General features: G+C 50.4%; 14 protein-coding genes and 1 pseudogene. 2 read left to right on the top strand and 13 right to left on the bottom strand.

Features of this window, described 5'->3' with window-relative positions; translation table 11 throughout:
* Window positions 1-24: 24 nt before the first annotated feature.
* A complete protein-coding gene (locus RRF55_RS11325; protein WP_128804882.1) occupies window positions 25-456 on the top strand; it encodes a hypothetical protein in 432 nt (143 codons plus the stop codon).
* Here RRF55_RS11325 and RRF55_RS11330 read toward each other — a convergent pair.
* From RRF55_RS11330 to RRF55_RS11350, 5 genes and pseudogenes are all read right to left on the bottom strand, one after another.
* Window positions 453-3,329 (bottom strand): hypothetical protein, encoded by a 2,877-nt coding sequence (locus RRF55_RS11330; RefSeq protein WP_187216987.1) that lies wholly within the window; start codon window positions 3,327-3,329, stop codon window positions 453-455. The genes RRF55_RS11325 and RRF55_RS11330 overlap by 4 nt on opposite strands.
* A complete protein-coding gene (locus tag RRF55_RS11335; protein ID WP_261989668.1) occupies window positions 3,329-6,034 on the bottom strand; it encodes a transglycosylase SLT domain-containing protein in 2,706 nt (901 codons plus the stop codon). The genes RRF55_RS11330 and RRF55_RS11335 overlap by 1 nt, the downstream gene beginning before the upstream one ends.
* Before the next feature lie 40 nt (window positions 6,035-6,074).
* Entirely contained in the window at window positions 6,075-6,353 is a 279-nt protein-coding gene (locus RRF55_RS11340) for a hypothetical protein (RefSeq protein ID WP_087847304.1), read from the bottom strand.
* Window positions 6,354-6,446: 93 nt separating this feature from the next.
* Window positions 6,447-6,614: a hypothetical protein gene (locus tag RRF55_RS11345; protein WP_040224012.1), complete on the bottom strand. Its 168-nt coding sequence runs from the start codon at window positions 6,612-6,614 to the stop codon at window positions 6,447-6,449.
* Window positions 6,615-6,940: 326 nt separating this feature from the next.
* Window positions 6,941-7,255: pseudogene (locus RRF55_RS11350) on the bottom strand (helix-turn-helix domain-containing protein); the annotation flags it as partial.
* 135 nt (window positions 7,256-7,390) lie between these two features.
* Here RRF55_RS11350 and RRF55_RS11355 point away from each other — a divergent pair.
* A protein-coding gene (locus RRF55_RS11355) for an IS3 family transposase (RefSeq protein ID WP_085955172.1) occupies window positions 7,391-8,598 on the top strand; the annotation gives its coding sequence in 2 pieces (ribosomal slippage) (window positions 7,391-7,712 and window positions 7,712-8,598; 1,209 coding nt in all).
* Here the strand turns inward: RRF55_RS11355 and RRF55_RS11360 are convergent.
* From RRF55_RS11360 to RRF55_RS11395, 8 genes are all read right to left on the bottom strand, one after another.
* Window positions 8,590-9,060, bottom strand: coding sequence for a single-stranded DNA-binding protein (locus RRF55_RS11360; RefSeq protein ID WP_439419125.1), 471 nt, complete (start codon window positions 9,058-9,060; stop codon window positions 8,590-8,592). The two genes, RRF55_RS11355 and RRF55_RS11360, sit on opposite strands and share 9 nt — an antisense overlap.
* A gap of 183 nt (window positions 9,061-9,243) precedes the next feature.
* On the bottom strand, window positions 9,244-12,000 hold the full coding sequence (locus tag RRF55_RS11365; protein WP_187216988.1) for a TOPRIM and DUF927 domain-containing protein: 2,757 nt from the start codon (window positions 11,998-12,000) through the stop codon (window positions 9,244-9,246).
* Window positions 11,997-12,218 (bottom strand): hypothetical protein, encoded by a 222-nt coding sequence (locus RRF55_RS11370; protein ID WP_032436819.1) that lies wholly within the window; start codon window positions 12,216-12,218, stop codon window positions 11,997-11,999. The genes RRF55_RS11365 and RRF55_RS11370 overlap by 4 nt, the downstream gene beginning before the upstream one ends.
* Entirely contained in the window at window positions 12,211-12,777 is a 567-nt protein-coding gene (locus tag RRF55_RS11375) for a host cell division inhibitor Icd-like protein (RefSeq protein WP_261989669.1), read from the bottom strand. Before RRF55_RS11375 ends, RRF55_RS11370 begins: the two co-directional genes overlap by 8 nt.
* Window positions 12,770-13,486 carry a hypothetical protein gene (locus RRF55_RS11380; RefSeq protein ID WP_187216989.1) on the bottom strand — a complete coding sequence of 239 codons (717 nt, stop codon included), beginning with the start codon at window positions 13,484-13,486 and terminating at the stop codon, window positions 12,770-12,772. The genes RRF55_RS11375 and RRF55_RS11380 overlap by 8 nt, the downstream gene beginning before the upstream one ends.
* Window positions 13,487-13,545: 59 nt before the next feature.
* Window positions 13,546-13,743: a helix-turn-helix transcriptional regulator gene (locus RRF55_RS11385; protein WP_074187331.1), complete on the bottom strand. Its 198-nt coding sequence runs from the start codon at window positions 13,741-13,743 to the stop codon at window positions 13,546-13,548.
* Between the two features lie 265 nt (window positions 13,744-14,008).
* Window positions 14,009-14,767, bottom strand: a complete 759-nt coding sequence (locus tag RRF55_RS11390; RefSeq protein WP_064184782.1) for a hypothetical protein — start codon at window positions 14,765-14,767, stop codon at window positions 14,009-14,011.
* Window positions 14,768-14,911: 144 nt separating this feature from the next.
* Window positions 14,912-16,126, bottom strand: a complete 1,215-nt coding sequence (locus RRF55_RS11395; RefSeq protein ID WP_064184783.1) for a tyrosine-type recombinase/integrase — start codon at window positions 16,124-16,126, stop codon at window positions 14,912-14,914.
* Between the last annotated feature and the right edge of the window lie 59 nt (window positions 16,127-16,185).

Raw genomic sequence — 16,185 nt, forward strand, 5'->3', positions numbered from 1 at the left:
CCAATGACATAACGGAAGTTACAGATGCGTTCGATACTATGCTGTATAGTGTTAGCTTTACCAACTTTAGTATTTGCTGGTGATGCGCGATACGAGATACCAACCGAAAGCATCATGGCAAAATCATTAACGCCATCGTTAGATGGCGTTCCTGCCAATGTGGAAAAAAGCTTAAGCATAAAAAGCATCTCCGCTACGAATGATGACATCGTTGTTTTAGTTAAGGTAGGTGCTATAGATACTACAAGACCTAAAAACGAATCTCACCTTCCAGATAGTGTTCAAAATGTTGCTACAAAAAACATGATTGTGAAAAAATATTGTTCTCCATTTGGTAATGGCGATCCGTTTTTCGATACTCTAAGTCAAAGGAATGTTACTCTGCATTATCATTTCGTCTCAGTAAATGACATAACATTCCTCTCATTCAATGTTAGTAAAGCTGATTGTGATTAGCGCATACCAGGGTCAACCTGGTTAATCAGCGGTGCAATCCAGAACAGATTATTACCCGGCAACAACGTACGCACACTGTGTAGAACACGGTCGCCGGCATCGCCATTGAGCACGCCTGCGGTTACATCGGTAACGGTATCCAGCAGGCCAAAGGTTGGCCCCAGCGCAGAACCGATAAAGCCGCGGCTGGCGTAACGGGATTGAGTACCCGTGCCGAGCAACGGCCCTAAGCCAAACATCCCGCCGGTGGCCTTCTCCGCCATGTTGTTATATTCCATCAGCGGGCCGAGGATGCCGGACCGGTCGATACCTTCCAGAGCAAGTTTCTGAGGTGACCAATCCACTTCTTTACCGTTAGCAGACTGTTTTAAAGCGTACGTGAGCGCGCCGAGTGCAATCTGAAACGCCGTGCCGTAGTAAAACTGCGCGGTACCTTCTGATAAGCCGCCGATTGTCGCCCTGTTATATGATGCCGTCGTGAATGAGCGGAACTGGAACACTGTGCGTCCGATCGGAGAGCTGGCCCACAATGGCGTATCGCCTACCCCCGGAGTGATAATGATGTTGTTGGTATCCTTCAAAACTGCCGACTGGAATACACCTGCTGCGTAATCATCATCCCATTTTTCAAAATTGCCAATATGCCAACCATCAAGCACCTCGCCATGCTTACGAAATTGTTCGCTTATGCGCGCGGCTGTAGCCGGACTGATACCCAGTTTCGCAATCCGGGAAGCCGGAGCTGCCCCGGACAGAATACTGTCAGCGGTCACCATGCCATTAATCGCTTTGTTAAAGTCGTTATACACCCCCATCAGCGTGAGCTTTCCGAACACATCAGTTACGCGATCTAGCCCAGCTTCCGCCGCGCTCGTACGCGTGGAGCTGTCAACCAGATCAGCCATCAAGCGTGACCGGGAGTCAAGAACCGCTTCAACCATAACCCCCATCTTTTTCATTTCGCTTTTGTTAGCGGCGAACGCCGGTGATCTGGATATCACGGCGCCATAGCCCTTCATGGTTTTACTGAATCCATTGACCATCACGCCACGGGCAAGATCGGGAATCGCGGATACAGTCATGCCGCCGAGTTTGGTAACGAAGTTTACATTACGCATGGCACGGCCAGCTCGTACAAAAAAGGATGATGGATCGTCAGGCATTCCATACGTACCGACCAGCCGATCACGCATGGCAGTAATATCCCGGATATCATTCTCGCGGGCTTTGGCTAATTTAGCCTGATCCTGGGGGCGTGCCCGCATCAGTTCATCATATTCATCCTGTATCGCCTTAAGTTGGGACTCAAGGTTACGGTTTCCGAACACACGAGTTAATTCGATATCAGGAGAAGCCTCTCGGATATGCCTCTGCAATACGTAGTTAGCATCACTCTCCAGATAATCTCGCATCATATTGTCTGGGAGATTTAAAGTACGCTGCCGGGAACTGCCAGGGACTTTAACAGTAAAAACGTTCGTAAAATCCTGGGGGATTTTTGCGCCAACAATTTTATTTATCGTTGCGTCTGCGGCGATCTCTGCATCTTCCCGTGACATAGCCGAAGCACCACGCGACCACCAGTTAACTAAAAGATCGCGGAATTTATCGCGCTCCTCAACAATTTTCCCCACCCTGTAGACTCGAGGAAAATAACTGGTCTGGCCCAACGCTTTTAGCTCCGCATCAGGAGGGAGTAAACCTAAATCCTGCTGGGCTACTTTCACCCGGTCTACTACCTGACGCAATGCACGTGCAGCATCCTGAACAGCAGCGTTCCCGTGGATATCACCATTTCGCATAGCATCGCCAACCTCCTCACGAAATCTGGTGTAATTGAGATCTCCGCCATCAGCTTTATATTTGGCATACGCCTGTTTATTGGTTACCACCACCGCAGCTTCTTCCCTTCGCCATCCACGCACACGGGTTTCAGCTGCAACGGGGGTCTCAAATCCGCGCTGATTACCACGCAGCGCAAAGTTATTTTCCGCCAGCTCCAGTGCCGTGATCCGCGCGTTGCGCGACGGCGACGATATAACACGTGATATTGGTGTCATGTACCCGCCAGCTTTTAACGCAATATCTGCCGCCTTTCCTCCGTCGAGGGTGAGATCGTCAAGAGTTGCCTGTCTGATCTGCATAGCGCCCACGCTTCCGCCATCCGGTAGACTATCCATACCCCGGTTAATAGCGTTAGCCGTGCCGGCATTTTCCAGCGCATCAGCCATTTCCCGCGTGGCCGCGTTCCTTACTCCGGGGGATAACATTGCGCCAGCACTTGCAAAAATACCGCTGAACATAGCGCCAGCAGCAATGTGCGCGGCGCTCTCTTTGGCGGTTCGTGTGTACTGCTGCTGATTCAGCGCAACTTCGCTAATTGCAGTGCCAGCGGCGCCAATCGCGACCTGAGAACCGATACGCGCGGCAAGGGTACCCTGAGCCCCGGGGATGAACATTGACGCTATGGTAACCGGGTCGATAACACCGGCGGCGATACTCGCCAGCGTGCCAGCGGCGCCCGCTTCCCCCAACACCCGGCGATCTTCGTTTTCATCATCAATCTGACTTTTAATCCAGGCGGTTTCCTCTGGTGACTGAGAATCCGCGAACGCCGATCCCCATTGCTCATAACCCTTAATCTCATTTTTATCTGAATAAGGATTGTAGCCGTCAGAAGGTTCAAATTGTTTAGCCGGGCGAAACATTCCCGCCAGCAGGTTATTCTGTCGAAATGCTGCATTCCATACAGAAGGCTCAGCCTGCTGCGGCTCCGGGTTGGTACCCTCTGGCAAAGAAACGTCAAAGCCCGTAGGGGCCTGAAGTGCGTTATCCATAACACTCGGCGCGTCTGATTGCGGATAGATAGGCATTATTCATTGCTCCATGAGAAATAGTTTTTAAAGCGATCCACTCGTTCATCATGCAAACGTTGGTACTGTTCATCGAGCGCGCGATGTTTTGCCTTAAACCCACGAATATCTTTACCGCGGGAGATCTCGGCTTCTTCTTGCTGTGCCCTCTCCTGCTGCATTTTTTTGTAAGGCTCCCACTCTTCTAACGACGGTTTCCAGCGCATAGGCCGGCCGAATTTATCGTAATACGGCTGTACGCTCTCGATACCCTCTTTATCCTTCATGCGAACCATAATGGCGTAGTCACCATTGTGCGTGGTTAAAACATCTGGGGTAATTTCCAGCTCGCCACCGATTCTGGATTCAGGGGTATTAGAAGTGATAACGGGGGCTGAACCTGAGGTAATTCCTAATTGGGTCGGACTGGTCGATATTTCATCGCTGCGATCGCCATAGGAAAGGCGCTCTTTTTCCTCTTTCCACTGCGAAGCCTGCCAACCCGATGGCCCGTAGTTATAGAGCGCTTCAGGTGCGTATTTCATAAACTGGGCGCTACCGTTCACATCGCTGAGACTCCACGTGCGGGCGATCTGGGTATTTGTCATTTTTTTGGCGACATCAGCATTACCGCCGGAGTTGCGGTAATTAATATCGTAAAGGGACTGGTAATCATTGCGGAAATTGACAGCGTTAATATTCTGGTCGTCAGCACCAGGCCCGCCGAAGCTGTACCACGGCGACATATTACTGACGGCAGAATCTAAAGCGCTGCTGCGTTCTTTTTTGTATTCTTTAGTGCTCTGCGTGGAGGTTAGCTGAGCTTTTAGGGCATCAGTCTGGTTATAGGTAACGTTCTGCGCCTGCTTCACTGCCTCATCGGACGCCATACCCGCATCGGTCAGCTGTTTTACCGTTAGATAAAAACTCTGCATATCCTTCGGCATATCCCCCACCGACGCGGGGTCCGTGTCGTAAAGGGCGTCAAATAAGGTAGAGCCCTGTTTCACCACATCCGGGCTGCTGGAATGGGCGATCGCATTCAGTTGCGATGTAACTTGCGACGGGATAATACCGGTCTGGTTTACCTGCTGTACGATAGCGTCGTGAGTGGTGGCATCGTTAATGCGGAAATTAAGCGCCGATGGCGTATTGTCCGCCGCCTTCTGCATGGCTTTATTGCTCGGGTCGAGTTTCTCACCAGAGATCAGCGCGTCATTAAAGCGGCGTGCATCGCTCTGCGCCTGATTATTCGCGTTACTTTTCTGTACCAGCGCGCTGAGTTTGCCGTACGCGTCGAGTTTCAGCGCGTAATCTGGGTCGTTCGCCTGCGGTTTCACTTTCGCCAGCTCGGCCTGCTGCTCTGCCGGGGTGACGTACTGGATAGCCTGGAAAGTTCTGGCGTTATCGATCGCGATATCCAGTTGCTTGACCGCCGTCTGCCCCTGATCACCATAGGCAAACATTATAGTGGCCGCGTTCGGCATGGCATCCGGCACTTCGCCGTTATACAGTTGCGCCATCGTATTATTAAGAATGGGGTCAACCTGCTGGCGCAGTGCTGTACGCTGCTCGCGGATCTGAGCCTCGGCGATATTGTCGATTTTGTTTACCGCTACCGGGTCAAGACCGGTTTTGTTTTTGTTATAGCGGGATAACCAGCCGCGCGTCTCGCCGGGCAGCTGTGCGACGAAATCGGCCATAGATATTTCACCCTTACGCGGGTCGCCGACCTTAGCGATTAGCTTATCGACGTTACCCATCCCCCAGTTATATGCGGCCCCGGCCAGGGTTTCAGACTGATACTTTTTGCTTAGCTGCCCGGCGTAGTCTTTTGCTAACTGCGCATGCTGTTCAGGATCATCAGGGTTATATTCCTGTCCTCTTTTAGCCGCAAGTTCTTTGCCTGTTTCAGGCATTAACTGAAATTCTCCCTGGGCACCTTTTGGAGATGTAACCAGACTACCGTCAGCATTGCGGTGCTTTCCACCGCTTTCAACAATACCTACAGCCCGCAGATCCAGCACCCCACTATCATCCGCTGAGAAATCACCGCTAAGCCATCCCATTGGATTGGCTACAGCATAATTTTTAGCTCTTAGCTCAGTTGCTTCCTGGTTATCCTTTTCTATTTCTGCAAGCATTTGCTCTCTTGACCACCCTCTTGCAGCCCCATAGCTCGAAGTTGCAATTATTCTCTGCTGTCTAGCAAAAGCTGCTGCCTGCTGATCATTCCATGATTCTGATTCTCTTTGTATCCATAATTTTCTGGTTGCATCCTGCATACCAGACTCATATTGTTGGTGCTGATCTACTTCATATCTTACGGCCTGATTTTTTAATGACAGGATTTGCATTTGTGCCTGACGCATAAAGTTGTCGCGCACATCACCATCTGGCAGAGTGGCAGCTATATCCTCAGCATGTTTAGTAGCCTTTGAAACAATCAGATCTGATTGCCCAAGCGCGGCTTTTCCTTGTTTGGTTATTAATCCATTTTGTTGGTTGTTCATTTGATCATCGCCAAATGCGGCGACTTTCAATAGTCCATCCTGAATATTTGCTACATCAGCTTTACGTTTGGCCTGAACCATCATATTAATCGATGTATCCGCGGCCTGCTGGATACCCTGAACAAGTGGATTCTCCGGCACGCGTAAATTAGTGGTCATTACCGGGGCGGCTTGCGTCTGGCTCTGGCGCTGATACTGCGGTACGGTTGGCATGCTTTTCTCCCGAGAATGTTATGTTAGAAGTATCATGGGGCTAGTGGTATTTACTCCCACCAGGTGCTGGTGCTGATTTCCCATCGGTTTTATCTTGAGCGGTATCATGCAGGTCAGATGATTGAACGGTAGCTGGTTTTGTTGCGGCCGCGAGAAAGTCTAAAACCCCTAATGGATAACCAGGTAATGCGTACTTGGCCACAGAGACAGCCAACTCATACCGTTGAAGCAAATCGGTTAGGGCGATCTGTTCTGTTAACGATGCTTTGTCGATGATTCTCTGGACTTCCTGCAGTAACTCTTCGTCAGTGATATTCATTTCATAGTTACCTTTATTAACCCTAAAACACTTAACATCTGCATGAATAATAAGCAGTTAGTTATTTTGCTTTGTATCAACAAGTTAGAGCCTTTAGCCCAAATGCTGTTGCAAGGCTTTGTCCACCAGCCCCCTTGCGATTTCATGGATAGTTGGCGCAACGCCGATACCTGATTGCTGGCGCTGCTTTTCCTGAATTTTTCTGATTGCCTGAATTTGTGCCTCGCTGAGCAAGACAGGTTTGACGGACTGTTTTGACATGACCACCTCCTGATATTTATACAGTCAGTTTAATTTCATTAAATGAAATGATCATTGCTTATATTGCAATTATTGAAAGAATAAATTCGATCGTTGCCAGAAAGGAAATTGATTAATTAGCGAACAAAATAGAGGGTGGATAAGGCTCATAGGCAAAACACGTCACATTTGCCTATACATAGCCAGAACACATCAAGCCTGCCTATCTATAGGCAGAACACACCGTTTCTGCCATACATAGCCAGAACACACCATTTCTGCCTATAAATAAGATATGGGCATTTTCATGGGGTGGTATGGTTTTACATGTAGCGTTCAAACTGCCACGCAGCGGCCAGATGCGCAGGCTCATTCAGCTGAATCACTTCCAGCACCCACAGGTAGGCATCAGTTTGCTTATGGCCGGTAATGACTTTCTGGAGTGGCAGTGGCTTTATCAACGCAGGTACGCTCGAAAAGAACGGCTCAGGGATAGTGAACAGAGCCCTGTGAGCTGGATTATCAGCGAACAATCCACTGCGCTGGCAGAAGCTACTCACCGTGCTGGGCCTGAATCCCATTTTACTCGCGATCGTGCGGTATCCGACGCCACTGCGTTTAAGGCGAACAATCTCCGCTTTCTGTTCTGTAGTCAGTCGCATATTACTGATCCATACCAATGTCAAAAATCATCGTCATAAGGTGGTGATGTAGCCCCCTGAAACACCGGACAGTAGCTGTATCTCCAGATAAGAGATAGGCTTGAATATATGTCTAACACTAACGCCAATTTTGAGATGACCGGGATCCTGTTAGGGCAAGAAGCCCGTAAACGTAAAACTCCTCAGGAGAAGATCGCCATTATCCAGCAGACGATGGAGCCGGGCATGAATGTCTCCCATGTCGCCCGCCTGCATGGTATCCAGCCCAGCCTGCTGTTTAAGTGGAAGAAGCAATATCAGGAAGGCAGCCTCACCGCCGTTGCGGCCGGAGAGGAAGTCGTTCCTGCTTCTGAGCTTACTGCTGCTCTGAAGCAGGTCCGGGAACTTCAGCGCCTTCTGGGCAAGAAGACGATGGAAGTTGAGATCCTGAAAGAAGCCGTGGAGTACGGCCAGTCGCGAAAATGGATAGCGCACGCGCCCTTGTTGCCAAAGGACGGGGAATAGCCCTGGTCAGCCGCACCATGGGCGTGTCGCGTGCGCAGCTGTCACTGCGGATTAACCGTTCTGCCGACTGGCAGGACAAGCGCTGTAACCGGCGTAATGACGAAGCAGACGAAGAAATACTGTCGGCTATCCTCGACATCATCAGCGATATGCCGAGTTATGGTTATCGACGCGTGTGGGGCATCCTGCGCAAGCAACGTCGCACAGAGGGACAGCCACCTGTGAACGCCAAACGGCTTTACAGGATAATGAGCGAGCATAACCTGTTGTTGTTGCATGACAAACCAGAGCGACCGAAGCGTGAACATAAGGGCAAGATAGCGGTGGCAGAAAGCGATATGCGCTGGTGTTCAGATGGCTTCGAGTTCGGCTGCGACAACGGCGAAAAACTGCGGGTAACGTTCGCGCTGGACTGCTGCGACCGTGAGGCCATAGACTGGGCAGCAAGCACGGGAGGCTATGACAGTTCAACCGTGCAGGATGTGATGCTGAGGTCGGTGGAAAAGCGCTTCGGCGACAGGTTGCCCGATACAGCGGTGCAGTGGCTGACGGACAACGGTTCAGCGTATACCGCGTATGAAACGTGGAGGTTCGCGAGAGAGCTGAATCTGGAGCCCTGCACAACAGCGGTGAGCAGCCCGCAGAGTAATGGCATGGCCGAACGGTTCGTGAAAACGATGAAAGAAGACTATATCGCGTTCATGCCAAAACCGGATGTGAGAACAGCACTGCGAAACCTTGCAGTAGCGTTCACGCATTACAATGAAAACCACCCGCACAGCGCGCTGGGATATCACTCCCCGAGGGAATACCGGCGGCAGCGGACATCGTTAACTTAAGATACAAAAGCTGTTCGGAGATGGAGGGTCAAGATCAGGTGGCGTCTGGTCGTATCCTTCATACCCGGTGGTGGGCGCTTGATGTTCATGGGCCCGTCGTAGGGCGTCTGTAGCTTGCCCCTGTTGTCCCGCTTTACCTCTTGGGCGTACCGTTCTGGCACTGAGTACACTGTCCGCAATGACCTGATAGCCTTGCTGTGTACCGCCATCCTGACCAATCCACTGATTGAGCTGCATATTGCCCGCCACACTGACAAGGTCGCCTTTACGATGTTTGGCCAGCGCATCGGCCTGTTTACCAAAAGCAATCACGCCCAACCAGAAAGTAGCCTCTCCGTTATCTGACGCATTACAAGGCAACGCCACCGCCAGACGGGCCATAGCCATGTTCGTACCTTTTCCAGTTGTTCTGGTCTGCGGGTCGGCCACCAGCCGGCCATACGCTGAAATTTGAGCTGTCATCGCTGTGATCCTCTCTCTTCTGATGCCCTGTACCTGATTCAGTGTTGGTTCAAAATGGTAGTTTGTTGCCTCAATGTTGGTTCATTTTTCAAACATGAAACCTTATTAAACAGATGCATATCACTACTGAGGCAACTGAACCAACTGAACCAACACCTAAACTACACACATGAAAGAATGCTTTTACTCTGGCTGGTCGTCATCCGGCAGATACTGCAGTACATAAAACCATGGCTGCCGCCCTTCTATACGGGGGCCCTTTTTTTGGTACCCGCGACCGTTACTGGGTGGTGTGAGCATTCCAGCTTTCTTCAGGACTTCAGCAAATTGTCCTTTGTTGAACCCTCGCGCGATTTCATCATTGAAGGTTGCCGGAAAAGCATAGAAAACAATCAGGTCAGTATCATGATTCCCTTTGGAACGGAACCCTGCCAGATTAGGAATAGGCAGATCTCTTGGTTCATATGGCAACGGTGCAAACCTACTAAGTCCGAATCTGTTCAGGAAATCTTCGGCTTGCTCGATAATCTGCTGATGCTCTTTGTTGCCAGTACCAAATTCGCGTAGCCAAGCGTTATAGCTGTATTGGATAGCATCCCGACACGTTTGCTCATCCCAACCGGTGATCACCTTACCCAACAGCAGTGCGGCTTCCAGAATCGCGAACCGGGCGCTGACGCGATGGACCTGCTCCCCATAATCCGACGGGATCAAGCTACGCCAGCGTTCTTCCGCTGCTCTGACAGCGCTTACTGACTCGTGCTGGTGGTCAGCCAGCCACTTAATCCACTCACGCCCGGCCACTCCGTGGTGATGCTGGTATGCATCCTTCAGAGCATCGGCATGGTGTTTACCATTGGTATGCTCATGAAAACGCACTGCCCGACGCATTGGAATGTTAAGCAGGCGAACCAGTTGGCCCGCTTTAGCTTTACGGCCGGCACTGGCGATGAATGTTTCCAGATCCATCTCACCGGTACTGATGGCCACAGTACGCCAGCGCTTCAGGTCACGGTTTCCGCCTTCCTTCGCTCCCTGCAGCTTACCCGTGCCGTTAAACAGTGCGTAGGCAGATTTGTAGACCTCCACCGGATCAGCGCCCTGGCCGATTTCGTCTAGCGGCATCAGCGCGTCATTATGTGCGGCAGCTTCATTCGCCAGCCCCAGCGCAGTACCGTACCAGGTGAGACGCAGTACATCTGGATTGCCGTAAAGACTGGAGGCCACATTAGCAGTGGTAGTCTTACCCGCGCTCGACTGTTCGTAGAGGTGGATACCGAATCCATCAGCACCAGCAAGGCCAATCAGCGGGGCGGCCAATGCTGCGGCTACACCAGTCATCATCGAGTAATTCCCAAAGGCAAGACGTCCTACACTCTCCCTCCAGCTATCAACGGTGCCGCTGGTGGTGTAACCGGATGCTGCAGAACTCCGTCCATTAAAAAGCACCGGTTGTTCTGGCGTACCGATGATCTCACCATCGGGCATGATATAGGCGCCACACTGCCAGCCCGTAGCATGAGCAATGCGCCATACCTCTCCATTGGCACAGCTCTGCAGCCAGTCGGCTAGCGTTGCACGTAAACCGCTTTTGGTTGTGACGTTTACCCCACCCGACTTGAGCGTTCGCCATCCCTCACGCTCACCGATATCAGCAAGTGGTATCGCCTGGACGGTGTCCCCCTTCGAACCTAATGCCTGCCAGCGCAGGATCAAATACCGGGTTTTACTGTCATCAATGCCAATACCGACAACCTCCAGAGCAGAGCACAACCAGCTTTCACGGCTGATGATTTCCCCGGTATCTTTGTCTGATTTGGGCTCAACCCAATAAACACCGTCAACACGGCTTTCGACATGAGGTCGCAGGGATTCAGGTTTTGATGCGCCCTTCTTCCCTCCGTTGATCACTTGCAGTTTCGCGGACACTTCAGGCTCCTGCGGTTGATACATCGAATTCTTAAACGCCGTTGTAGCGGCTTCTAGGCCATGCTGCTGGTGGTAGTCGTTCCAGTCGGCCTTTTCCACCGTTGGTGGTAAAGCCACCCATCCAGAGACGGCCTTTGCAGCTTTCTCCGCAGCGTCTTTGCCTGTATTTGGCTCTCCGGGCTTAATATCGTTGTCGGCAGCAATGATGATCTGCGCATTCGGGTAACGCTGATGCATGGCCTGGGCGACGGGCTGCAGGTTGCCAGCGTCTATGGCGCATACCGTCAGTGCTTCCGGGCGTATCAGATGGACAGATAAGGCTGTTGCCAGCCCTTCAGCAATTAAAACACTCTGCGGTGCGTCTGCTACGTTTACAGCATGGTATGCACCTCGCTTCGCCGAGCCGGTCAGAAGACGTTTTTCACCCTGTGGTGTAATGGTCTGCGCAGCTGTTACTGTGCCGGTATCGTCCACCAGCGACAGCAGCAAGCTGCCGTCCGCCAGGATCGGGAACGTGAATCCGCTTAGTTCTTTCCCTGTCAGGTATTGGCTTTCTCCGGATGCGGCCGCATTTGTGAGCCTCTGCCAGTGGCTCACAAATAAACCGCGGCGCTGTTCTATTTCAGCCAATTTGCGCCGTTGGCGTTCCTGCTCGCGCTGCTGGCTTTCGGCTTTCATTTGTTCCCGCTTCTGGCTAGCTGTCGCTTCGTCCTGTTTCACCGTCCGGTAATCAATACCCAGCACATCAGCGGCAAGCTGCGCCGCCTCCGTGGTGTCACAGTTGTTAACCCGCTTGATTAAGTCCAGCCCGTCACCAGCGCCGCACTGGTTGCAGATAAAGCTACCGCGGCCGCCATCATCGAAACGGAAGCGATCCGAGCCTCCGCAGGCCGGGCACGGTGCGTGCCGGCGCGGTGAATCCGGCACATCGATATGCAGCCCAGCCAGCACTGTAGGCCAGCGATCAGCTGCAGCCAGGGTAACTTCACGGATGAGGTCGATATTTTTCATTCGCAATCACCATCTTCCAGACGTGCGTTATGCTCTAGCTTTTTCAACAACTGAGTACCAATAAGTTCGGCGGAGTCTACGAGGTGGCTTTTGGTGTGTGGATCGCTGACATCATTAATTGTTCTTAGGATTGCCAACACACATTCTGTTTCGTAGGTGAGTTCATCGAGCAGATAAGGCTTCTCAGCGATCGCTGTAGGGAGGCAGTTATTACGCATGATCCACCTCCGTCAGACGGATGCGGCCAGCGAAAAAACAAACATGATCACGCACTAAAGTGCGACGGGCTTCGCGTTCAGAGACCGCGGCAACGTGGAAGATTTTTACAGTGACGGATTCGATATCGCGGCGTATAGCAGCGATGATCCAGATAAATTGTGGATTTTGGGTAGGGGTAGTAGCCATAGTGGCAGCCTCTATACAGTGAATCGTAAATTCACCACCATGAGACGCCAATCTCAGACTGGTGGTGAGCTGAACAAGGTTGGCGTAACCGGCCTGTATAGACACCGGCCTTCCTTTCGGAAGCCTCATCCAGCCCACCATAATTTGGGTGTGCAGGAATTTTGCCGACAAAAAAACACGCTTAGTGCGTGTCGGCACTATACAGGTTATCAGGACGCCAATCCCGGCACCAGATTTTGCTGGTGCCTTTTCAGGGTAGACTAATACACCAAGCGCCAGCAAGTGGTTTTTGCGTATAGTCTCCGCAATGTGATTACAGCTGCAATTTATGGATACTGCAGGTGAGCAGGGAGGTTGAATTGGGTTAAACATTTTCTCCCCCCAGTAACGGTTTTGTGCTGAGCAATGACGCAAATGTATCCATTCTGCGTGCGACTTCCCGTACTGCATCACTCGGGCTCATTCCGCTATGCACAGCTTCGTTAAAAGCCGCTTGTTCAATTTTCTGCATTACTACCAGCAACCCTAATTGCTGCTCGTCGGCGGATCCGCGCTCACCATCCGACAGGCCAGCTAAACGATTTTCGGCTCGGGCCAGATTGATATAGTGATGACGCTGCGCGCCTAACGCCTTAAGACCATCACGGCTTTCGTGATAACCAGGCAGATATTCGCGACGAATGGGTTCAACGACTCGTCGTTTAGAGAGCGCCTTAGTTATGTCTAGCTTGAACTGATTCATTCGTTCAGGATCACGCCCACGAATAATACGGAGTGTGTAATCAAGTTGTGGCTCGTTAAGCAGATAACTGATTTCTGGTCTTCCGCCTTTACTCTTAGAGTTTCCCGATTTCAAATCGGAAAACTCTTTCAGAGACTGACGTGGTAATGTGCCAAGTTCACGCAATTTGCTCTGATGCATTTTAATCGTCGCGACTAGGCTTCCATGTTTTATTCCGGCGCGATCAGCAATTACTCGAGAATCAATACGCACTTCCTGTTTGTGTAGGGTAAGAAATTCTCTCTGGCTGCCTATAGGGTGAGTTAAGCCCTGCCCTATGAGGCCATTAATGTTTTTCATCGTTGGTTACCTGAGGTTAATTAGTCAGATTTAAGGCTGCATGGACTGTTTTCTTTGCATCAGGCCACCTCACCACGCGATTCAGCAATGCGTCGATCGATCCACTCATCTATTTCACCTTCAACAAACGCGATTGCACGAGCACCTATTTTGATTGGCTGAGGAAAGCGATGCTCGCTAATCAATCGGTAAATCCACGCTTTACTATATCCAGTTCTTCGTTGTACTTCAGAAAATCTTATAAGTGACTGAGTCATATTTACCTCGTAACGTCTATTGCGGTTTACAAGGTATATAATTGCACAAAAAAGACGACATTTTTATATCCTTAGGGTTAAGGGTATTTAGGTACATTTTACCTTGAGGGTAAGGGACCTGGATTGGCTTTGACCCTTAGGGTTGATATAGATGACTGATTTAATTTACTATTCTACCCTAAGGGTCAGGGTAGATTGATATGTGAGGTATGTACAAGGACTGGCATCCATGATACATCATGGCTCATGGCGGTACTCAAACAGTCTAAGAAGACTTTCTAACTATTGGGCAGGCAACTCTTTCAATGGCACTAGCAAGCGCATGTGACATTCCATATTGCTCCTTCAGTTTCTCAATTACATAATCTGCAGATGGCGTCGTGACTCGAGCATCATTCTCATCAAATGATGCCCACTCAACATTTCTTATGTTGATAGCAATTAATAATGGATCATCGCCTCTAAATACACCAAGATATTTGGGCTTATCATGCCTTAGTTCATCAAGTTCGCTTTTTAATATTGTATTTTCATCTGATAATATTTTAATTCTCTTTTCAAATTCCTGCACACTGCCTTCTGCTTCATTTTCATTATCAAGTTGTTCATCAAACCTGAATGCAATCCCGGCAGAAGTAAGCACATGAATCAATTCATTCTTACGAAAGAAGAAATCCTTACGCGAACCATTTTCATACCCTTCGTTATTATAAATAGAAAAATATCCACCTTGCCCTTCATTATCTATACCTGATATCCAGTTTGATGATATCAAGTACTCTAATGTCTCGAGGCTTTCGGCTGCAATCTCATCAGACTCAGACACTCCTTTAATTCTATCGTAAGAACAACTTGCCAAGCTATTAGAAACATCATCACTTACAAGATTGAAATTCCTATAAATAAACTGAACAACATCATGAAAATTTAAAAAGTCATTGTCTTCTAATATGAAGGAAACTGTATCCGAGAAAGAAATAACACTATTTTTCTCTGCCAATAACTGCGCGACAGACACGACCATAACGCCACCTCGCGTCCTCTGATTTTAGCGACTATGCCAGCCCGCAGAGGTGTACGGGTTTTCGGGGATCAGCCTAGACATAGCCTATTCTTTGTTCGTCTACCTAAGTCTACTATCGTCTGCATATACTGTCTATGTATCCAGTCAAGCACGTTTCCCGAACGAGCCATGCACCACATTTTCACCATTCTCCAGAGCCGCCATATAGTCGGCATACCACTGGAGCATTTCCCGCCGACCGTCCAGATACTGAGCGTGGTTGTAGGTACCGCGGATGGAGTTCTTATCAACGTGCGCCAGTTGGGTTTCAATCCAGGCGGTGTTGTAACCCTGCTCATGCAGAATGGTACTCATGGTGTGGCGGAATCCGTGTCCGGTAACGCGACCTGCGTAGCCTATCCGGCGGATCAGCACGTTCATAGCCATTTCACTCATGGGTTTGCTGTGATGGATACGCCCGGGGAATATGAAAATATATTGGCCGGTAATCGGCTTTAGCTGCTCCAGAATGGCAATAGCCTGATCTGATAACGGCACGCAATGCGGGCGCCGCTTTTTCATTCTGGCTGGTGGCACTTCCCATATGCGTTTATCAAAGTCTATCTCTGACCACTCCCCTTGCCTGAGTTCACCGGGGCGCAATCCGGTAAGAACCTGCAGGCGCATCGCCAGCTTTACCACAATACTGCCGCTGTATGTGTTGAGCGTTCTGAAAAATCCCGGCAATTCCTCGGTCTTCAAAAAGGCGTAATGCTCTTTTTTATGGGGAGAAAACGCACTGGCCAGATCCGGCGCGGGGTTATACTCCGCCCGGCCTGTGACGATGGCATAGCGCCAGACCTCGCCGCAGCGCTGCCGTACTTTCCGCAGTTTTTCCGTTGCCCCTCGCTCGTCCAAGCGGGACAGAACTCCCATTAACTCCATCGGTTTAATGTCTGCGATAGGGCGGCCGCCGATATACGGGAAAACATCAGTCTCAAACGTCTTTAGCATTTCCTCCGAATATGAGACGGACCACCGGTCGATACGCTTCTCGTACCATTCGCGGGCGATAGCCTCAAAGGTATTGCTGATTTCGTTCTGCCGGTCCTGCTTATCCCTCTTGCGCACATCGCTGGGGTTGATACCCGCGGCCACCAGCTTTTTGGCTTCATCCCGCTTTTGTCTGGCTTCGGTAAGAGAGGTAAGCGGATACGTGCCAAGCGACAGCATCTTGGGCTTTCCATCAAACCGATAGCGGAAACGCCACCCCTTCGATCCGTTCGGCTCAACGAGAAGCGAAAGCCCATTACCATCATTGAGTGTATAGGGCTTATCTAGCGGCTTAGAGCGCCTGATTTCAAGGTCTGTGAGTGGCATTGTGTATAGTTCCAAAGTGTAGAGCGCGGGCTATACGCATTACTATACACACAGATGTG

This window comes from Klebsiella sp. K47 (assembly GCF_051858335.1).
Classification (GTDB): domain Bacteria; phylum Pseudomonadota; class Gammaproteobacteria; order Enterobacterales; family Enterobacteriaceae; genus Klebsiella; species Klebsiella pneumoniae.